General features: G+C 46.8%; 17 protein-coding genes. 8 read left to right on the plus strand and 9 right to left on the minus strand.

Going from position 1 to position 21,842, the window contains the following annotated elements; genetic code table 11:
- Positions 1 to 119: 119 nt before the first annotated feature.
- Positions 120 to 1,625: an arabinosylfuranosidase ArfA gene (arfA, locus tag MKY44_RS30515; RefSeq protein WP_100526926.1), complete on the minus strand. Its 1,506-nt coding sequence runs from the start codon at positions 1,623 to 1,625 to the stop codon at positions 120 to 122.
- A gap of 179 nt (positions 1,626 to 1,804) precedes the next feature.
- Here arfA and MKY44_RS30520 point away from each other — a divergent pair, with 179 nt between their 5' ends.
- A complete protein-coding gene (locus MKY44_RS30520) occupies positions 1,805 to 2,713 on the plus strand; it encodes an ArsR/SmtB family transcription factor (protein WP_341010269.1) in 909 nt (302 codons plus the stop codon).
- Between the two features lie 120 nt (positions 2,714 to 2,833).
- Here MKY44_RS30520 and MKY44_RS30525 read toward each other — a convergent pair whose 3' ends face one another.
- The 5 genes from MKY44_RS30525 to MKY44_RS30545 form a co-directional block, all read right to left on the minus strand.
- On the minus strand, positions 2,834 to 3,628 hold the full coding sequence (locus MKY44_RS30525; protein ID WP_341010271.1) for a C40 family peptidase: 795 nt from the start codon (positions 3,626 to 3,628) through the stop codon (positions 2,834 to 2,836).
- A 522-nt stretch (positions 3,629 to 4,150) separates the two neighbouring features.
- Entirely contained in the window at positions 4,151 to 7,426 is a 3,276-nt protein-coding gene (locus MKY44_RS30530; RefSeq protein ID WP_341010273.1) for a glycoside hydrolase family 48 protein, read from the minus strand.
- A gap of 272 nt (positions 7,427 to 7,698) precedes the next feature.
- A complete protein-coding gene (locus MKY44_RS30535; RefSeq protein WP_341010320.1) occupies positions 7,699 to 10,692 on the minus strand; it encodes a glycoside hydrolase family 9 protein in 2,994 nt (997 codons plus the stop codon).
- Between the two features lie 341 nt (positions 10,693 to 11,033).
- On the minus strand, positions 11,034 to 12,770 hold the full coding sequence (locus tag MKY44_RS30540; RefSeq protein WP_341010274.1) for a methyl-accepting chemotaxis protein: 1,737 nt from the start codon (positions 12,768 to 12,770) through the stop codon (positions 11,034 to 11,036).
- Between the two features lie 207 nt (positions 12,771 to 12,977).
- Positions 12,978 to 13,529: an undecaprenyl-diphosphatase gene (locus MKY44_RS30545; RefSeq protein WP_341010276.1), complete on the minus strand. Its 552-nt coding sequence runs from the start codon at positions 13,527 to 13,529 to the stop codon at positions 12,978 to 12,980.
- A gap of 184 nt (positions 13,530 to 13,713) precedes the next feature.
- Between MKY44_RS30545 and MKY44_RS30550 the strand changes: the two genes are divergently transcribed.
- Positions 13,714 to 14,709, plus strand: a complete 996-nt coding sequence (locus MKY44_RS30550) for an LCP family protein (protein WP_341010279.1) — start codon at positions 13,714 to 13,716, stop codon at positions 14,707 to 14,709.
- Positions 14,710 to 14,848: 139 nt separating this feature from the next.
- Entirely contained in the window at positions 14,849 to 16,102 is a 1,254-nt protein-coding gene (locus MKY44_RS30555) for an acyltransferase (RefSeq protein ID WP_341010281.1), read from the plus strand.
- A 38-nt stretch (positions 16,103 to 16,140) separates the two neighbouring features.
- On the opposite strand, the gene MKY44_RS30560 is transcribed toward MKY44_RS30555, so the two are convergent.
- Positions 16,141 to 16,878, minus strand: coding sequence for a hypothetical protein (locus MKY44_RS30560; RefSeq protein WP_341010282.1), 738 nt, complete (start codon positions 16,876 to 16,878; stop codon positions 16,141 to 16,143).
- A gap of 219 nt (positions 16,879 to 17,097) precedes the next feature.
- On the opposite strand from MKY44_RS30560, the gene MKY44_RS30565 reads away from it, so the two are divergent.
- Both MKY44_RS30565 and MKY44_RS30570 read left to right on the plus strand, forming a co-directional pair.
- Entirely contained in the window at positions 17,098 to 18,045 is a 948-nt protein-coding gene (locus tag MKY44_RS30565; protein WP_341010283.1) for a hypothetical protein, read from the plus strand.
- A gap of 54 nt (positions 18,046 to 18,099) precedes the next feature.
- Positions 18,100 to 18,342, plus strand: a complete 243-nt coding sequence (locus tag MKY44_RS30570) for an NHLP leader peptide family RiPP precursor (RefSeq protein ID WP_091015589.1) — start codon at positions 18,100 to 18,102, stop codon at positions 18,340 to 18,342.
- Between the two features lie 77 nt (positions 18,343 to 18,419).
- Here the strand turns inward: MKY44_RS30570 and MKY44_RS30575 are convergent, their stop codons facing one another.
- Positions 18,420 to 20,318 (minus strand): sensor histidine kinase, encoded by a 1,899-nt coding sequence (locus tag MKY44_RS30575; protein ID WP_100526916.1) that lies wholly within the window; start codon positions 20,316 to 20,318, stop codon positions 18,420 to 18,422.
- A gap of 153 nt (positions 20,319 to 20,471) precedes the next feature.
- Positions 20,472 to 20,753 carry a hypothetical protein gene (locus MKY44_RS30580; protein WP_036611533.1) on the minus strand — a complete coding sequence of 94 codons (282 nt, stop codon included), beginning with the start codon at positions 20,751 to 20,753 and terminating at the stop codon, positions 20,472 to 20,474.
- Between the two features lie 144 nt (positions 20,754 to 20,897).
- Here MKY44_RS30580 and MKY44_RS30585 point away from each other — a divergent pair, with 144 nt between their 5' ends.
- From MKY44_RS30585 to MKY44_RS30595, 3 genes are all read left to right on the plus strand, one after another.
- Positions 20,898 to 21,059, plus strand: a complete 162-nt coding sequence (locus MKY44_RS30585) for a hypothetical protein (RefSeq protein WP_017690239.1) — start codon at positions 20,898 to 20,900, stop codon at positions 21,057 to 21,059.
- A 122-nt stretch (positions 21,060 to 21,181) separates the two neighbouring features.
- Complete coding sequence (locus MKY44_RS30590; protein ID WP_341010285.1) at positions 21,182 to 21,553, plus strand: hypothetical protein; 372 nt, start codon at positions 21,182 to 21,184, stop codon at positions 21,551 to 21,553.
- Positions 21,554 to 21,592: 39 nt separating this feature from the next.
- Positions 21,593 to 21,784: a hypothetical protein gene (locus MKY44_RS30595; RefSeq protein WP_341010286.1), complete on the plus strand. Its 192-nt coding sequence runs from the start codon at positions 21,593 to 21,595 to the stop codon at positions 21,782 to 21,784.
- The last annotated feature ends 58 nt before the right edge of the window (positions 21,785 to 21,842 follow it).

The following is a 21,842-nucleotide window of genomic DNA, read 5'->3' on the forward strand; positions in this document are numbered from 1 at the left end:
CACCCAGCTTTTTTGATTGAAGGAACACGCTAATCCGCTGTTCGCTGGCTTCCCTCTCAGGCATCAAACCTGCCATTGGGCTCCAACGTGTCCTATCCCTTTACGCTTACGCTAATCCATTACTGAACTTTCAAACGGATCACGTTCCATGATGCTTTCGCCAAGCTCGCCGTAATCAGGGTATCGGATACAACTGCACCCCCGCGATTATGAGGAGCAACACGATTCGGTTGTGCTGCCGTATTAGATGCTTTGAGGTCATCACTCTCCAGCACGATATGCTCGATCACGGTACACTTCCCGAAGCTGCGCAGGTCCACCTCGAGCGGAAGGGATTCTTCCAGATGACGGTTGACTGCGAATACAGTCACTTCACCCTGCTCTTCGTTATGCACCGCAATAGCTTCCAGATAAGGAACATCTGTGATTTGTTTTGTATCGTATTTTGGAGACTGGATCAATGGCACCAATGCTGTTCCACGTCCGAAGAGAGATGTATGCATGAATGGATAGAAGATTGTCTGTCTCCATGAACCACCGCCCGTATCTGTCATGATCGGCGCAATCACGTTAACGAGTTGTGCCAGACAAGCCATTTTAACCCGATCCGCATGTTTGAGCATACTGATCAACATACATCCAACAAGCAGTGCATCCTCGTGGTTATAGATATCCTCCAGCTGTGGTGGAGCAATCTGCCAAGGATCCATCTTCGAATCATTTTCATTGGAGTGATACCATACATTCCACTCATCAAAGGACAGATACATCGTCTTTTTGCTGCGTTTCTTCGCTTTGATATAATCACAAGTCGCCTTCACGGTATCGATAAAACGATCCATTTCAAGCGAGCGTGCCAGGAACGTTGGCGTATCTTGCTCTTGATTGCCGTAGTATTGATGCAAGGACAGATACTCCACGTGATCATACGTATGATCCAGCACCGTTGCTTCCCATTCCGGGAATGATGGCATATTCAGGTTTGAACTTCCGCAGGCTACCAGCTCAATCGTCGGGTCCGTCCACTTCATGACTTTTGCCGCTTCAACAGCTAACCGTCCATACTCATCTGCCGTTTTGTGACCAATCTGCCAAGGACCATCCATCTCGTTGCCCAGACACCATGTTTTAATCGCATGTGGCTGCTTGTATCCATGCTTGATGCGAAGATCACTATAGTACGAACCTTCCGGATGGTTGCTGTACTCCACAATGTTGCGAGCTGCATCCGTACCCCGTGTTCCCAGATTGACCGCCATCATCACTTCAGAATTAGCCTGTTTTGCCCAGTCCACGAATTCGTTGAAGCCAAATTCATTGGTCTCAATCGTTCTCCAGGCCAGTTCCAGTCTGCGTTTGCGTTCTGACACAGGTCCAACCGAATCTTCCCAATTGTAACCGGATACAAAATTACCTCCAGGATAACGTACAATCGGTACATTCAACTCCTTGACCATCTCCAGCACATCCGTGCGGAAACCCTGTTCGTTCGCTGATGGATGCCCTGGCTCGTAAATCCCGCCATAGACGGCACGTCCCAGATGCTCAATAAATGATCCGTACAAGCGCTTATCCACTACACCAATAGTAAAATCTTTATCTACCGTCATTTTTGCTTTTTCCATAATGAATTTCAACTCCCTAAGATTAATATAAAAATTAATTGATATTCTATGGATCAACGTTCATATTTATATTAAAATCGATTATAGCCTTAATTTCAACCTGAATTTTGCAAAATGTTATTCTTTTTACTGAATTTATGTTTAACTTAATTCTATATAGAAAAAATGGAGGAACAACTGTGATCAGAGCAAATACCGATGCCGAATGGCTACCCCTATATGAAGCACTTGCCAGTGAAGTCCGTCTGCAGATCATCCGCCTTGTTGCAGAGACTCCGATGAATGTGAAAGACCTTGCTGCTTCACTGGGTCTGAGTAGTGCCATCGTGACCATGCATGTCCGCAAACTTCAGGATGTGGGCATTATTCAGTCCAAAATGGTACGCAAAGACGGCGGCACACATAAAATGAACAGTCTTGCTGTAGACTGGATTGGCATCTCCATGCCGCAGGAAAGTGGCACAGCCCGCAAGCTGCACGAGGTTTCTGTGCCTGTGGGACACTACACCCACTTTGACGTCTATCCGACATGTGGTCTGGCTACGTCCAATCATGTTATCGGACAGTATGATGACCCTCGTTATTTTCTCGACCCTGAGCGGATGCATGCCCATATTCTGTGGTTTGGCCGTGGATTTGTGGAGTACAAAATTCCAAACTATATCTTATCCGGACAGCAGATCAATGCGATTGAATTGTCCCTCGAGATCGGGTCAGAAGCACCTTCGGTGAATCCAAATTGGCCCTCGGATATTACATTCATGCTGAATGGCATCCGATTAGGGGAATGGACAAGCCCTGGAGATTCAGGCAACGGACGTGGCATGTTCACCCCGGAATGGTGGAGTGACAGTGTCAATCAGTACGGCATGCTCAAGGTACTGCGAATTACCAATGAGGGTACGTTTATTGATGGACAACATCTATCCGACATTACACTCGCAGATATCCCGGTCGAACGCAACCAATGGACCCTTCGTCTTTCGGTAGAGGAAGATGCTCAGCATGTAGGCGGGCTTACCTTATATGGTGAGGGATTCGGTAACTACAACCAGGATATCCTGTTCCGACTGTACTATCACGATTGAGTGTTTCAAAATAATAAATAACACAAAAACACCTCCCACTCGCCTGTCAAAGGCAAAATGGAAGGTGTTTTATATGCATATGGACATGCTCGGAATATCTAGTAAGGTTCTTGTTTCAACCTACAGCGCACTGCCACCAAACAGGAAGCGATACTCCCAGTGTTTGCCGGAGATATCACTAGTTGTTACACCACCGCCAGCGTTGGAATACGTATGTAATACTTTTCCGTCGCCCAGGTAAATCCCTGTATGAGTAATGGTTGCGCTAGATTTATTCACGCCCGAATACGATGATGCAGAGCTACCTTTATACGACATGAAATACATCAGATCACCGCGTTTCAGGTTTTTCCAGTTCGTCTGAACTGTACCCTTGGCTTTTACATAGGCTCCCTGTTTGCGGGAATCCGCTGGAAGCTTGATGCCAAGTGCATCAATGAAGGCTTGACGTACAAAGCTGGAACAGTCAAAAGTAGCTGTGCTGTTACGACTGGCTCCGAACTCATAAGGTGTTCCCAAATATTTCATTCCCGCTGCAATCACTTTTTCTACAGATGCATTGCCGGTCACCGATGTACCACTATTCGAACCCGATCCGCTTGTGCCGCCACTAATCGCTTGTGTGTATTTGGATGAAGAAGATATGTAGCCTGTCCGGTTAGCAGAATCCTTAATCTTATACCAATCCGAACCGGATTGCTGAAGCACCGTTACCGTTTCCCCTTTAGCGACCAAGCGAACAATCTTCGCAGAAGAAGAAGGTGTTGTGCGTAGGTTTACACCCCAGATTACTTTTACTTGTGAATTGTCAACAGCAGCTGCTGATACCTGTGCTGTTAGTGCTCCTGTCGTCAGACTTCCCATCAGCATCGTTGCTGTGACACTTGCCGTAATAATCGTTTTTTTCCAGTTCATGATGTCGAGTTCCCCCTGATGTTACAGAATTTTAACCTGGCTTGGTTCTCCAAGGCTTGCCCCATTGTAAACGGGCTATCCATAACGTTCATCAGTCAAAAGTCCTGTATTGATATAGGCGAACTTGAGCACTAAGTATCAGGGTCTGTGCATGATCTGCTGGAAAAATTCTCTGTTGATCCCTTCTTTTTGAAAGGTTAAATTATTGTAACTATTTGATATGCTTGATTTTTCCGCGATACAAGAGCTAGGTCGTTTCTCATTCAGGGCATATGCCATATGACCTAGATTTTAATGTTTAAAATCTCAAATATGGTAAACATTACTATGATTCATTTGCCAATTACCGTTCCCCGAATTCACATTTTTGCCTCCAAACTCAATACGGATCGATTTATCAGCAATGTGTGTTTGATTATTTTGTATTTCATTTTTGCTTTTCCATAAAAAAAGAAAAGCCAGGGATTTCTCCCCGGCTTAACCTGTATGATTAGTAACATCACTCTACAGCCGGTCGACCATTTAAGGTTCAATTCCCCATACCTTGGCGCCATCCTGATAAGCTGTCACTTTTGTCCAGGCACTGAAGGCCGATTGGGTGGAATCAAATGAATAATCATTCGTTTGATCAAAATTCGTCCAGTTGTTTTTCGAGAAACGTCCCTGGATGATTCCGGTTTCGGCACCCGCGGCCAAACTGCCAGCACCCGATTTGAATCCAATCTCCAGATACGTATCTGCCGTGCCCTTGGCCGGATCTATCGAAACAAAATGCCCTTCCACGTTACCACTGCCAATCTGCGCATAATCACACCAGAAACTCAGATCAGCGGCACTATCCTTGGTGAAATAATACCGGACCTTCACTTTGCTTAAGTCGACAGCAGTTGTACCTGTATTCTTCACATTGAACTGCGGAGTAATCGCATTGACCGAAGTTCCTGAACTACCATTACGGTATTGTACTTCAAGCGTTCCCGTTGTGACTGGAGGTGCCAATGGGGTCAACACCAATACATTCGAATTCGTCTGACCACTCGTATTAATGGCTACGACTCTATAATTATAAGCTGTACCATTCACCGCTGTAGCGTCGGTATACGTCAGTGCGGTCAAACCTGTTGCCAGATCAGCATATGCTCCGGTGCCTACCGAACGTTGTACCTTATAACTCGCTGCTCCAGTTGATGCGGTCCATGTCAGTACCGCCTGGGCATCGCCAGCCGTTCCAGTGAGGTTGAATACGCCTGGCACAACGGTACCTGCGAGTGGTGTTGCAGATGCCTGTGTCGACGGTGCAGACTCACCTACGGCATTCACCGCAGTGATGACATAATAATACGTTGTACCGTTGGTCAAACCTGTATCCGTGAATGTTGATCCTGTAACCCCTGTCGCTACAGACGTATAAGGACCACCATTCACCGCTGCACGTTTCACAGTATACGAGGCTGCACCAGCGGCTGCGTTCCAATTCAGAACCACTTGCTCACTTCCTCCAGTCGCTGTTACGCCAGCAGGAGCAGCGGGTACTTCCACTTCCGGACTATCCGAATCTCCGAGGAGACGATCATACTCGCCGTACGCTGTAGCCATATCCACCTGTGACCAGAACCGGTGATACGTAAAGGTAGGTGCACCGTTTTCCCACTGCTTCGTGGTTGTGTTATATGACGTTTTGTACAGATTATCCAGGTAAGCCCATGCCGGATCTTGCTTGATAGCTGGACGCAGATCGGAGTATCCAATGTATACGCCATTGCCACCTTTTGCCGGATCGGAAGGTACACCTGCTGTACCTGGAATTGTATTACCTTGACCAAAGGTTCCTGACCAGTTCGCCGGGATATAGATCTCTTTGGCAAAGAAGCGGAAGTAGTCTTTACGTTCTTCTTCCGTAACGATCCCCACACCATCATTGTAATCCCAAGCTGTATCCAGCAAAGCCTCAGCCAAATCCTTGGCTTCTTGGCCTTCCGCGCTAAGTGTACCGTTCTCTGCCTGTGTTCCCGCTGCGAAGAAGGTCAGAGCTTTAACGTAACTTCCCAGAACTCCTGTGTCCTGCACTGGATCTTTGGTCGTTACACGGAAGTTCGGATTTTCCGTAAACGAACTGAATCCATTCCATTTGTCCGGTTGACCCTGCCATTCCTGACCACCCGGAATCCAGAACTCTCCCGGAGCCGGCGTTGTTGCTACCTGAACATTAGTTCCACCCAAAATGCGCTGTCCAGCCGCATTCAGATAATAACCTTGCGCATCCGTGACCGGACGCTCACCTACAAATACATAATCCTTACTCCAGTCGATCCACTTCGTGATTACCTTCTTGGCCATCTGGAAGTTCTCAGAGGTCAAATCCCCGCTCTCCGCAAGAATATAGTACATCTCGGCTACACGCTCCAGCGGCCATGCCTGGAATCCAAACCAGGTGTTGGAATCCGGGTCACGATATACAGGTGCCTCCTGATAAGCCATGTCATAGAATGTACTTACGCCTGCCGGATAGGCTTTGTATGAACCATCCAGACTGTTCGTTGCTCCCCCGCCGATAGCTCCTTCATGAGATTGTAGCCATGTGTAGAATTCCAACTGACGTTTCAGCGTAGCATTCCAATCTGCCTTCGCTGTTGCTGATTTCGGAATCAAACCGCCAGCCGGGTCAGACAAGGCATACGCTGCAACCGGGTTTTGATAAGCCTGATGGGTATGGCTCGCTCCAATGCGCCAAGCCCAATCCCCACCTTGACCCAAGCCACCGCCCCAAGACGTATACCAAGCCATGAGATACATGTTCGAATCCTTGCCTGTACCCGGAGTCGGTGTACCGCTCTTTGCACTTCCAATTTTCTGGAAGTATTTATCATACATGCCATAGCGCAGATAGTCCCCCATCTTCTTCGCTTTATCCAGATATTCAGGATTGTTGTATCCCATCTCCTTCGCCCAATACAGCACCTGTACAGCACGCGCATCGGCATCCGTTGCGTTTGTGTAACGCCATTGCGCTGACGGTACCTGAGTTTCCTTTGTGAACAAGCTCATGAAGCCTTCGTTTGCCTTACCAAAAGATTTATCATCCTGGGATGGATGCGGAATGGCTTCCCACACAGACTCCTGCTCCCCACGCTGGAACGTGTTCACATAAGTAGCCGTATGTGATGGATTCAACAGGTTGCCATATCCATACCAGTCATCCACATCGACCAGCCAGTGCATGAGATAGGTCTGATTGTTACCATAGGTCGCCTTAAGTTCAGCATCAATCGGGTCTTTACCCGCTGCATATTGACCATTAAGTTGCGATGGATATTGATCAGGGAAAGGTTTTTCCGCTGCATACGTAGCAGGGCTGTTCGGGTTGTATGAGCTCATCGTAGGCTGCTCTTCATTGCCGTCACCTTCGTTGACCGGGATAATGTATTTTTCCATACTGTCCCAAGCTGCTTCCAGTTGGGACCAATCTCCCGTGTAGTGACCATACATGGTTTCCAACCACAGCCAGTAACTGTATGCCTCGGACGTCGTCATATGACCATAATCCGGTGCCTCACTGAGCAGGGTCTCAATGGAATGATACGGTAGACCCTCTGGAGAAAAATATCCGTTCGCCGGATCTTTCAACTGATCATACAATTGCAAAAAACGGGCTTCATTAATGCTGTCTGCCTGAATCTCGATGGCCTGATCTGCGGCATGTGCTGTTTGCGGCCCTGCCCAGAGTCCGGTGTATCCGGTCAACATGACGGTTCCCGCCAGCATGGCTGTTAAACTTTTTTTCGCAGCTGATTTCAACATTAATATATACCTCCCTGGAATAGTGGAAATTGAATATAGTTGCGTGTTCAAAAAGAGCGGTTTTCAGTACCGAGAAGATGGGATGAAGCTAGAAATGGAGTAGCGGAGCGTAGGGAAAACTACGTGAGCAACGGACATTTCGGCTGAATTCCATATTCGATGCTGATGATGCCACTAGGCATCCTTTGTAATCAAAAGCGAACTTTTTGAACAACCTCTATAAACGCCGTTGGTCTGCCCATGCTGCTCTTCTGCTTATGATCTTGAGCCAGTTACGGCTCCAAGCCCCATACTTTGGTGTTTCCCTGATACCCGGTTACCTTGTTCCATGCGGCAAAAGCCGTCTTGGAAGCATCATAGGAATAATCATTACTTAGATCGAAATTGCTCCAGTTATTTTTGGAAAAGCGTGCTTGAATCACGCCGGTCTCTGCTCCAGCGGCCAAACTGCCTGCTCCGGACTTGAAGCTAATCTCCAGATACGTATCTGCGGTACCCTTCGCCGGATTCACTGCGACAAATGTACCTTCAACATTGGCCGTGCCCATCTCGGCATAATCACACCAGAAGGTCATTTGATCCGCACCATCCTTGGTGAAATAATATCGGATCTTCACGGTACTGAGATCAATCGCCTGTGTTCCGGTATTCTTCACGTTGAACTGCGGAGTCACCGCATTACTTGAATTCCCGGACCCTCCGCTGCGGTACTGTACTTCGAGTGTACCGGTCGTCACCGGAGGTGCAGAAGGCGTCAGTTCCAGGACATTGGACAGTGTCTGTCCGTTCGCATTCACAGCTGCAATCCGGTAATTGTACGTGGTGCCATTCAGCGCTGTTGTATCGGTGTAAGTCAGCACAGACAATCCGGTTGCCACATCTGCATATGTCCCGCCTGCCACCGAACGTTGTACCTTATTGCTAGTAGCGCCCGAGGCTGCTGTCCAAGTCAGGACGGACTGCGCATCACCAGCTGTCCCACTTAAAGTCAGTGCTCCCGGCAGCGTCGAAGCTGCTTGCGGGGTAGCCGACACCTGCACAGAACCCGATGATTCCCCTGCTGAATTCACAGCAGTCACTACATAATAATAAGCCGTCCCGTTGGTCAGTCCCGTGTTTGTGTAGGTCAATCCATTAACCCCTGTCGCAACAGTTGTATATGGTCCTCCACTCACCTCGGAACGCTTCACCGTATACGATTCGGCCCCGGATACAGCGGCCCAGGTCAGGTTAACCTGACTGCTTCCCGCTACAGCCTGCACGCCAGCAGGTGCGCCTGGAACCGTGACTGGTGTAACACCAGGCTCCTGTCCATACACCTTGACCCCCGCATCATAGACTGGAAGGTATATGCTCTTCACAGGAGTGCCCGTAGTCAGCGTCTGGAACGAATGATCATTGCTGGCATTCCATGCACCCTGTGGGCCTGTAATGCGGAACTGTACTTCTTTACGATAATTTCCTTCCCCACCTGGATAGATCTTGGTATTACCGAAGTTCGCCGTAATGGTATAGATATGCTGAGCTGCATTCACCACAACTGGTTGAGATACCGTCGCCCCTTCCGTATAGGAGGTTGTCACTTGCACGTCCGATACCGTACGCCCGGCAGCATACACTTCACTCAGATCCAAGAAATACTTAAAAGACAGTTGATCTCCCATTCGGGCAGGCCAAGCGGAACGATTATTAAGCTGTGCTCTGATTTCCGTATAATTGGAACCGGATGATTTGATGGCAGCTTCCACAAAGAACTCATCACCCTTGACCTCAGGTGCAGGGAAGTTCGCCAGGGGCTGATGATTTTGACCAAACAGCAAATTCATCTTTGCCAGTGCGCCAGTAAAACCAGCATTGTAGTCGGTTGCGACCTCATTACTCACATAATCCCCGATATCATCGGTATATCCATCCGATGCATCCGGACCACCGACCATGGCACCATACAGAATGTGGCGATGGTTAGCCGGGATATCTTCGTTATTCAGCCATGAACCGTGAGCAGTCCGATGATGCGGATGTTGAGGTGCATTTTGCCCATATCCGACCACATAGCTGCTCTGACGCGGATTATCGCCCAGAATATAATTCATCTGTGAGACAGCAAAATCCTGATATCTCGACTTTTTCACAGGATCACTGACCCAGTCGGAGTATACAAAAGAAATAAAGGATGCATTCGCTGCATATCGGAGCGATCCCCACTGATCCAGCCACGCCAGACCTCCTGGCGTATACTTGACTCGTGTCCCATTGACTCCAACCGTCCAATAATCCAGATTGCGCTCAGTCGACTGAATAAATCTTGTCGCCTCCGGCATGTTCAAACTGGACGTAATTCGGGCAAGCAGGATCTGGGCACCATAATGTTTACTGTCCCAACCTTGTGTCCAGGTATAGGGCCAATTGGCTGAGCCTCCGCTAGAAGACCACCGGTCCGTAGCTGCAATGGCTTTGGACAAGTAAGCGCTATCATTAGTAGCTAAATAAAGCCATGCGCCACCCCATGCCAGCTCGTCTTCGTATCCTGTCCACGAATTATAAAACGCTGCAGCATCAGTGATACAATCGGTGTATTCCCCCCGATAGGTATCTGCGAAGTTGTACAGCTCTTTCGCATGTTGGAGCAGTCTGGCCGAATATGCCGGATCATCATCTGCAAATACAATCGATGACGCTGCCAGCGCTGCAGCCGTTTCTGCCGCCAGATCACTGCCCGGGCATGAAGCATCTATCTTGAACGAAGGACGGTTCATCTGCATGACTTCTGCAGGACCCCACCAGGCATGGTCGGTATTGCCTGCCCCCACTTGTCCCCATAATTCATTTGGTTTCGTATGCGCTTTCATAAAATAGTCGGTCGCCCATCGGATATTATCCTTGATCTCCTCCAGTTGTCCGGCTTGTTCATATCCGTCGCTGTATTCCACGACAGACCAGGCGAGCATCGTTGCGGAAGCAGCCATCGGAAAACCAAATTTCACGTGATCTCCGGCATCATACCATCCTCCGGTCAGATCAACGCCTACATCAGCGCCATCCTGCATGCCTGAATTACCACGCCATTCGACCCGGTTACTCGCTGGCAACGGACCCGAACGCTGTGCCTCATAGAAGTAAATGGCCTTTTGCAGTGCTTCAGCATAGTTCTGATTTCCAGCGGCCGCATCCGCCTTACGAATTCCTGTGCCCATCGATAAACTCCCTGCCAGTAGTCCTGCCGATAACGCGATCATAGCGACTCGTCTCCACCAGCTCCCCTTCATGTTCAACTATTCATCTCCTCTTCATCAATATTCCGTATGCATTACTCTGGACTGCAAGTTTATATCGCTCCTCCCCACGGTGTATTTCAGTGTAAGTTCCACCATTAATTACCATTATAGCCGTTTGTTTCACCAACTATATAAGCGTTGGTGACTTCTGAAATAACATTGTTGTGACCTGCTCTGCGTCATGTGACAAAAAAAGCTGTTTCTCTAACGCATATACGCGTTAGAGAAACAGCTTCTCGCCCTTGTTATCATCAACAGTACAAATCGAATGGCATTCTGACCATCCTGTCAGTATGTTTCTGTACACCTTAGGTATCAGAACATCTCATTAGTTACACTTTGAACTTGTTAATCTGCTCCTGCAGTTCTTCCGCCATTTTGGATAATGAACCTGCGGATGATGCAATCTCTTCCATTGAAGCCAACTGCTGCTGAGTTGCGGCAGATACATTATGAACCCCGCCCGCTGCCTCTCCGGCGATGTTGGAGATTTGACTTACATATCCTACAACCTCAGTTGTACTCGCCGACATTTCCTCTGAACCTGCAGATACTTCCTGGATTTCACCCGCTACTTTGTTGACCGCATCCGAGATCTGCTCGAACGCTTGTCCTGCCGCAGTAACCATCTCGATTCCTGCTTCTGTCTCACTGCTGTTCACTTTTACTGCCTGAACAGCATGATCCGTATCTTTCTGAATCAATTGAACGAGATCCGTAATTCTTTGCGCAGATGTAGAAGATTCTTCAGCCAGCTTCCGCACTTCTCCCGCAACTACGGCGAAACCACGTCCATGCTCTCCTGCTCGTGCGGCTTCAATGGCTGCATTCAGTGCAAGCAGATTGGTCTGCCGGGCAATGTTGTTGATTACCTCGGTAATGGTTCCAATCTCTGCTGAACGTTCCCCCAGCCCTGTAACCAATTCAGTAAGCGAAGCAATGGAATTTCGAACAGAACCCATCTGTTCAACCGCTTGCTGAATAATCATATTTCCTTCGGAAGATTGATTCGCCGCATCTACAGCAGATACGGATACACTCTGAGCAAGCTCGGCAATCTGCTCTGATCCGAGAGCCATCTCATTCATAGCCTGTGAAGAGCGCTTCACAATATCAACTTGATCAGACGTGCCTACGGCCAGTTCCTCAACCGTTTCGGAAATCTGTTCCGAGGCTTGAGTATTTTGCTCTGCACTTGCAAGAAGCTCTTCCGATGAAGCGGCCACCTGTTCGGAAGTCATCGATACCGATTCAATCATGGAGCGCAAATTGCCACTCATGGTATTGAAGGAAGCCGCGAGCGTTCCCAATTCATCTTTGTTCTTGAGCACAATCGTCTCACCTGTCAGATCACCATTGGCAATAGCCATGGCCGCTTCATTCATCTTTTTGATTGGACGTGAAATGATGCTTGCAATGAAGAATGCAATGAACACGGCGATCAGGAATGCAAAAATCGTCACTGCCAAAATCACATTAAATGTATTCTCAGCCAACTCGACAGAATCATTCGTTGCTGCATCCGATCCTTTATTCCCAGATTCGATCAGCTTGGCAATCGTGTCGTTAGCTGTATACCACAATGGATAGGCTTCAGTGTGCAGTCTACTTGCTTCTTCATAGTTATTTGCAATGCCGAATTCTATGAATGCAGGCATTTTCTCCACATAAGCATCATAATTCGTACTGAAATCATTGTAGAGCTTCATCGCTTCATCATTGCTCTCAATGTATGTAAGCAACTGTTTACGCTCATCCTCAATCTTCGTGAGGAGCAACTTTAACGCTTCATTCACCTTGACATTTTCTTCTTCGTCTTGTTCAACGATAATCGCCAGCGCCAACCGCTCTACATCCGAAACATCACCATTCATCATACCTAGTAGGCTTACACTTGGCATCCAGGTCTGGTCCACATCATTGGCTTTACCAGACATATTATGGATCTGTATTAACGCATAGACGCTTACAAAAACCAACATAGCTACAACTATCAGAAAACCAGTCAGTAACTTGCCTCGAATCGTTAACTTGAATATCCCCAACTTATTCCCCCGTGTGTCTTCCATGTGTCCCACTCCTCAAAATAATACATATTTATAATATATCGTCACCGATCGTCATGAATTGTAGATGTTAGAATTCAATTTCTATAAATTTCATGTAACTTCGAACATAACACAAAAGAAGTCTCCCATCTTTGGCAGAACCAGAGATAAGAGACTTCTTTAATGGATCGAAACTACCACGACGTCGCTACACATTACATCCAGACGCTATCGAAAAACACGTCGGTGTATGTTAATGAAGAAGTCGGGAATCGACTTGGTATAATTGCGGGTTGTAATCAGAACCACACTAAGCAGACTTCCGAGAATGAATCCTCCCAGAATATCTCCTGGATAATGCACACCAACATATACACGCGACTCCCCTGTCAACACAGCGAGTAACATCATCCATGACCCGAAGCGACGTCCAATAAAGAATGAAGCAGCCGCTAGAGCAAATACAAAGGAAGCATGTTTACTTGGAAAAGAAGGATCAGGTACATGGGCAACCAGCTGATGCACAGTCCCTTCCACAAAAGGTCTTGGATGACCGACCGCTGGTGATATCCCCCATTTGGCCAGAACTAGCGCTACAATGGAAGCCACACAGGCATAAAAAACAATTCGTTGTTTCGATGGATCGCCGAGAAACCATACGATAACGAGCAGTGCGATCATGACCCAAACCGCATACTCGGATGATGTGATCATAAACCAGTCCAGAAACGGTATTTGGTCTGCAAACTGATTAATCCAATTAAATAGTGATTGATTCATAACTGGCTTTTAATGCCCCCATTACACAAAACAAGATTATTTTTTACATATTAAATATACACTAACTATTTGTCGAACAATCCTCACATTGACCGAAGTTACGAAATCAAAGAGGACTTTTTGCTTTCTTTTTGTTAAACTAGTTTGGGTTACATATCAGTTCAATCATAGAAAGGTGAAGATTATGCTTAAAAAATGGTTATGGGGTACAGCCCTGACCCTGGCACTTGCGATTACAGGTGTCGTTGTATATTACGGATATTCGATTGTTCATTTTGCCAATAGCATCTCCACGGCTTCCGGGACTTCATCCAACTCGTCCTCTTCCGGCACAGACAGCGATTCAGACACACCAACGACAACGATTCCCAGATGGGAGGGCCAGGAACGGGTGAACATTCTGCTCCTTGGTGGAGACTCAAGAGGCGACGATGCAGGACGCTCAGACTCGGTCATGGTCGCTTCCATTGATCCGGTCACCAAGAAAGCCCATCTATTCTCCGTACTGCGAGATACCTATGTAGCCATTCCGGGGCATGGCAAAAGCAGACTTAATGCAGCCTTTTCCTACGGGGGTGCGGAGCTGACCAAACAAACCGTAAGTGATCTGCTCGGTATTCCCATTCAGCATTATGTCTACACAGACTTTACAGGTTTCATGGCACTCGTTGATGCGGTAGGCGGTATTGAGATTGATGTGGAGAAAGACATGTATTACACCAGTAAAGCAGATAAACATATGTACGACATTGACTTAAAAAAAGGATTGCAGCATATGGACGGCAAAACCGCCCTGCAATATGTTCGGTTCCGGCATGATGCCACCTCGGATTTTACCCGTACCGAACGGCAGCGGATCTTCATGACCGAGCTGGCCAAGAAAATGCAAAGCACTACGTCGCTCTTCAAAATCCCGGATATTCTGGAAGCCATCGCTCCCTATATTGAGACAGACCTTAGTCCAACCCAGATGTTAAAACTCGCATCACTTGGCTTCGATATCCATGTGAACGAAATCGATCAGCAGCAGATTCCACCGAACAAACTACTCACCAATGAACTGGTGGGCTCAGCTCAGGTGCTGGGTGTTGATGTAACCAAACTTCAGTCCTACATTCAGAAACTGTTTGAAGAAGATGCCGCGTCCTTAGAGACTCCATCATCAGAGGAACAGAACTAAAACAAGCATGAAATATATCAATAGAAAAGACGGCCAAAGCCGTCTTTTTTAGTACCTATTTTCTCCATTTAATGCAGTCTTAATGTTTAACAGGTACCCTTATATGATGAACTCCGGTTCCCGTAGGGAGGATTACAATGTGAAAAAACCGCGAATAACGGAATGGACCGAACTGCGAGGCATTGCCTTTCTGGCAATCGTCATGCAGCATAGTATCGCTGAGTATATCTATCGCGCTGATATTGAACAACCGGATTCCATTATGCTGACCATGATTTATCATCTGACCCGATTTGGTACGCCAACGTTTGTATTTCTATCAGGTGTAATGTTGTTTTACCATCACCGTAACACCAAACCGGACTATCCTCGCTTCATTCGAAAGCGATTTGGCGATATCTATATGCCGTTTGTCGTATGGACACTGATCTACTGGCTTTCTGTCCGTATCTTCACCCCCACGTTCTGGCTTGCAGACATACCAGACTTTCGCAGTCTTGTTCGTGAACTATTTGTCCCGCAGACAGGATATCATCTCTGGTTTGTCATTATGGTGTTTCAGTTTTATATTCTGTTTCCCTTGTTCCTGGCGGGAGCAAAAGCTATTCAGCGTCGTATGCAGAACGCTTCACGTTTCACGCCCATGCAAGTCATTATCGGGTTAATTCTCATTGCAGCAGCACTATATGCCCTGCTTATGAAATGGTCCTACTATAATATGGGGGACTGGACAGAATCACTTTCTGAGCCATGGTCAATGTTGCTGCAATATCGCTCCTATTCATGGGTGATGTACTGGTTCTACTTTTTACTGGGTGCCGTATGTGCTTGGTCAGTGGATAGCTGGAGGAGTTGGACCACGAAGATCCTGCCTTGGACGATCTGTCTGTTTATAGGGATGTACATTTGGCTTGGATACGATGTGCTACGTGGGTCCGGGGATGTTGTAAATTTGAATATCTCTACTTATTTGAAACCAACTACATTCCTCATCATTATGGCTCAGATGCTCATGTTGTATGGTTTCCTCGTACTGATGCGGGGCAAAGAAACACGGTTTCAGCGCCTGTTATCCTGGATTGGCCGCTATTCATTTGGTGGATATCTCGTTCATGCCCTGGTGATCTACGCGATCGCTTATGTAACCAGACCGCTTCAACTCAGTGGGTGGCATCTGCCTGTAACGTTGCTATCGTTCCTTGTAACAGTTGGCCTTGCTCTTGCAATCAGTTGGGTGCTGTCCAAGCTTCCTGGCTCCCGCTTCACCGTAGGGTTAATGCGCAAACCACGTTCTGTACCTAATTCATCAGCTGCTGTGGACAAAAGAAATTCATCTGAGCGAACTCCGTCACCCGGCCCAACTCGCAGTCCGGGAACGAGTGAGCCGTTTTAAAAATAAAGAAGAGCGTCCCCTTATGGAGACGCTCTTCTTTATTTCACTTCACTCGAAGTTGATCGTCCAGGAACAGGTTCCTGGGGACCCGGGGCTGGATGCACGTTGCCCTTCTGATTCACAAATCTCTTCAGATCACCCGTTAATTGTTCCTTCAGCTTGTCCACCAGCTGCGCTTCGCTAATGCCTTTTGCCTGAGCAATCTCAGCCAGGGATTTCCCTCCCTGAAGCTGCTCGTGCAGTTGAGCAGGGGTGACTCCAATAAACCGGGCAATTTCGCCTTTATCTACCATGGAACGTTTGCCATGGTGGGCAAATTCACGCCGCAAGTCACGCAGCGGGGTATTAATGACCTTTTTCAACTTGGTATCCATGTCCGCCTTCGTGGCTGCAGCTTGTTCCTTGGTGAGACAACCTTCTTCTACAGCTTGATCCAGACGCTGTGCAAGTGTAGGCTTCAACTTCTGCAATAACTGCTCCTCACTAAGTCCCTTACGCTCTTTCGCAATCTGGGACAACGTCTTGCCAAGTTCCATCTGTTCTTTCAGATCCCGAAGTCCAATCCCAAGCAAGTCTGCCGTTTCACCAATCATGAACAGACCGTGTCCTGCCTGCATGCATGGCTTCGCTGGTTTGCCCGAGGAAGAAGTTTTTGACGCATCGTCATGTTGCTCAGCACGAACGGTTGGATCAGCAAATGCCACATGTCCTGTTGCTGCTGTTATAACTACGGCTGCCAATCCGGCTGCCATCCATGTTTTCCATTTCAAATTCATTTTTCTGCCGCCTTTCCGATGTCGAAATCCTGTGCCTTCCTAGTTTGAGCCTAAAATCCACTTTTTTATGCCATAAAATACAAAAAGTCATCATTTTTCTCATAATTGATCACAAAAAATCCTATTTTTTTCAGTTTATTTCCGCTATACTAAGTGTAACTTCATGATCTAGTCGAACAGTCCTTAATCACCTTATCGCAGGAAGGACGATATGTAATAATGCGGAAAGATTGGTTAGATCCGTTTAGATCCGATCTGGAGGTCGTGTTTGCTTCAGCGGAGCAACTCGTACAGGAATATCCCGAACCCTTGTCAGGACATGCATTAGAGCAGCTTCGTTCGGTTAATCCGCTGTTACGAGATTCGGGACACAGCTACATCGGGTACATCACTCCACTTTGGATGCAACACTCAGATAAACTACCCCCAGAGAAAGCACACCAATTAAGTACAGCCTGTCTCATCCATATGTTATATTTTCTGAATCAGGACGACGTGATGGATGAACAACCGGAGAATGCCACATTGAAGTTATCCCTGGGTAATCTATATTACATGGATGCACTTCAACTTTACTCGGTATTATTCAATCCTTCCTCCACGTTCTGGGTCTATTTCAGACAATATGTAGTGGATTGGGCCGTGAGTGTTACGGGTGAACATTCCATTGATTATTTCCAACAGAATCCCTTATTGATTGCGCAAAAGGCTGCCCCTCTCCTCATTGGAGCTACTGGTGCACTGCTTCTGCTGAATCAATCCGACCGGATCATCCCGGTGTGTTCTGCCATCAACATCACACTCATGACACTCCAGATGACCGATGACTTCACAGACACGCAACAAGATGCTGTGCATGGAAACTACAACAGCTACCTCTCCCACATATCCGCAGCACTGAATCACAACTATCCAGTTCAACCTCTAAGCGAACGTATACATGACAATGTATACAATACACAACTCATGAACTCTTACGTAGACATTGCCTATCACTATAATCGTACACTAACATCGTCTAACTTAGGAATATCGCTTCTTGAAGCGTTTGATTCTTATTTATGCAGCACTTTAGTACAAGCTGTTCAGGACATTACACAACAGAAGAAACAGCTTCTCCAAGGCGGGTTTCATCACTGGATTAGCGAGCAACAGTTGGGATTCTGAGCATAAGGACTAAGCTGATTCAGTTTAATTTTAAATATGAAGGGAATGTTGACGATGATGGTATCAGAGAAAACGTTGCATGAGGATATTATTGAAAAGGCTTGGACTGACGAGCACTTCAGACAACAATTGCACTCCAATCCGAAGCAGGCGCTTCGTGAAGCGTTTGGCATCGTAATTCCGGAGCACATTCAGGTACGTACTGTTGAGGAGCAGCAGAATGACTATGTACTTGTCATACCTCCCAATCCTTCCAAAGTAAATTATGATGTGAATTGCGGACCTTGGAGAAGTTAATTCGGGTGAGCTAATCTTGTAGTGTAAGAAATTAGGGGTAGGAACAAAAAAAGCCGCTGTATCCTTCTGTGAGTTCGTCAATCGACGAACTCGGCAAAAGATACAACCGCTTCTGTTCCTACCCCTTTAGTGCTTGTAAAGCTGATCTGTCCTTGCATCGCTTCAACAATTCGGAATGTCACCATCATGCCGAGGCCTGTGCCTTTGATTTTATTGGAGAAATAAGGCTCGCCCAACCGGGAGAGTGCTTCCTCGTCCATTCCTTCTCCGTTATCCCTGACATGCACCTTAATCATTCCGTCCTGCTTGTACGCCCAGATATCAATCTGGCCTTGTCCCTGCAGAGCTTCAATACTGTTCTTAATAATATTGATAAAAGCCTGCTTAAACTTCGAGGAATTGCCTCGAATATATAGATCTGGCGGAATGTCGGTGGTGATTTTCCCACCTTCCAGATTAGCCATCGGTACAAGAATGCCTTCAATATGATTGAACTCATCCGAGATATTGAGCGAGATAATATGGTCAAACTCAGGTTTGGCAAAAGTAAGAAAATCCGTTATGATGCCCGAAGCCCGATCAAGTTCTTCCAGTGCAATTCGCACATACCCCTTGTTTTTGTTGTCTTCCTGTTCCGTCATAAGTTGCAGGAACCCTCTTGTCACCTGAAGTGGATTACGTACTTCATGGGCAACGGAAGCAGCCAGTTCGCTAATAATCTCCATCTTTTCCGATCGCTGCAACTCATTGTTGAACAGCTCCAGTTCCTTGGAATATTCTAGAACTTTGGTATGTTTTTCGGCAAAACGACTTCCGAGAATGGCAATCAACGAGATCACAAATGCAACCATGGACCATTTCCACCATAACAGATGATACGTCCCACTCCGCTGATAATACCACAACAGTTCAGCCACACTGATCAAGGCAAATGTACCGAATCCAGTCGCAAGCAGCATAGCTTCCCGGTTTCGTTGCAGCGCTTTGGCGATGGTACCAACCAACAGGATTGTCAGCAGAATGACCAGCACAATGCCAACCACACGCTGTACGAGCAGATTGTAGAGGATCTCCCATTGCCCACCTGAAGTAACATAGATAAATAGAGAGAACACCGCGATAACTGAATATATGAATAGTATTTTTCGCAGTTTGGTGAAGATTCCATGCAGTCCTGGCCCGATAATCTGTTCAAAAAAATAACATAGCGCTGGCATACCCAGCAGCATCGCCAGATCAAAGACTACAGAATACAGGTCACCATATACCTGATAGAACGTATACAAAAATTGCGAGTACGTGATGATCATCGTGCCGATGGAACCCATCACGATGCATAGCGAGATCCATAATCCCTTATGGAATTTGCCAAGGAAGAACGTACAACTCAGCATCGTAATCGCTGTGAACACAAAGGTCGCGCCCAAAATTACATCAATAAGTCCGTTATGAATATATTTCTCCTGTAACGCGGCATAAGGTCCAACCTGAACAGTACCTTGTATCCCCAGACGGCCTTTTTCATTTTGCGACCATACATAGAGCGTGTCACCTGAATTTTCGCTGGATAAGGGCAGCAACACAGCATTATTATCATAATTGTAATGGTAGTTCTCGTAGACCTTGCGGTCTTCCAGATAAACAACAATATGATTGCCTTTAATGTTCTCAAATCGAATGGCTGAACTTTCCTCACTCAACTCAGGAATGGTCAGGCGAGTCCATAAAGAATTCGATCGATCCGTATTGCTATACTCTAACTTATCGCTGCCCTGCTTTTCCCATATCTCGTCTGCTCCCTTAACCTCACTGATGAACCCTTGATCGTCAACGTTCCCCCATTTTACTTCCCATCCTGTAATGGATACAGGTTGCTGAACCGCTCCTGTAGTTGCAAAGACTATCCCATGTGGCATGCCTAGAATAATCAATACACTCATCCATAAGATGACGATAGCTTTGGGCACATTTTTCATTCACAGCACCTCAAAGTTCTAATTTTACCTATCTTAGATTCTCTCATTTATCATTCGCCACCGTTTGTCACGTCACCTTCTTGAGATAAAATGAAATTTCACATTTAAGTCGATTTATAGTCTTATTTCCATTTTATTGTTAAAGTTATTCGATTAATCACGTAAGTCTTCGAACTGGTTCACTATCATTTCCCGTTCTTTCTGTTCAACTTGACTGCGAAATTCAAGCCACTGCTCTGTCTCCTCATCATCATATATGGTCCATATGTCGGAAAAAAGGAAATCCCGTAACTGGACAACTTGCCCGGACCATATACCGCCTACCCAAAACAAACCATCCGGACGACGGATGACGGTACGGGAGAACCCGGGTGTGGACGCCTTTTGCCCGATACGGATGCGTGTGATCATATTACCCAGTGTATACCAGTCCACATGAATCCCTCCCTTACATATTCAAGCTTCATCATAACATAGGCAAAACAGGAAAAGCTGTAAAAACGGTGGCTGAGATTCAATCCTTTGCTCCGGGTGTAATGGTTTCTCAAAGCAAACAAACACGCTAAGGAGATGATTACAATGAATGAGCCCCATCGTACGGTTGAGGTGGAACATAAGGATGTTCAGCATAAATCGGATTCAAGTATGGTCGCTTCCACATTTATTAAATATGCCGCATATATCATTATCTTTTTCGGATTCTTATACTTCTTGGTTAAATATGTATTCCCCAAATTCTAAGGCATTCATATCGTAGTGAACACCCGGAGATAATAACCTGTGCAAGATTACAACACTAGCGCTTTGGGTAACTACGGGGTAAGAAGCATTTGGACAACCGACAATGAAAGGAAGTGTTACTCATGTCTGACAAACCAATTAGTAACGAAGAGAGCGACCGCTATTATGACCGTTATCAGAGGTCCCGCGATATTCCACCAGAGACGGAAGTCCCGGAAGGCGATATGGATACCTTTGATGAAGTTTCCGGCAGACGGATTGTAACGGAAGATTCGGATCTGGCACCCGTAGCCGCAACCGCTGCGGATGAGCCGGAATTGGATTCACGTTTGGCTGAGACACCGCTGGAATCTGTACCGGATGCAGATCTTCTGCAACCGAACAGTCCGGTTGATCCTGCTGCACCCGATCCAGATGCGCTGCATGGTACCGATCTGCTTAATGGTGCTGGTGCGGATGCCAAACCAGAGAACGACATTCCACCACGCCATTAACGGCTGTTATGACATCCTGAATGAGGAGGTGCATACACGATGAAGGAAGATCGCCAAAAGCATGTGCATGAACCGGATAATCTCGTGACCGAACGGGATATTGACCCGGACTTCGGACTATTCACTGAGGACTCCTTCCCCGAAGCACTTGAGGATGAGGATCAACGTGATGCGGTCGAACATGCCATTCCCAAAGAGAAGGCTTCTCGCGAGCCCTCTTCGGATGACTAACTTATATAGATCCGTAGTAGACTTAAAAAAGATGACGTCTGTAATTTCACAGCGTCAT

This window comes from Paenibacillus sp. FSL R7-0026 (assembly GCF_038004485.1).
Classification (GTDB): Bacteria; Bacillota; Bacilli; order Paenibacillales; family Paenibacillaceae; genus Paenibacillus; species Paenibacillus xylanexedens_A.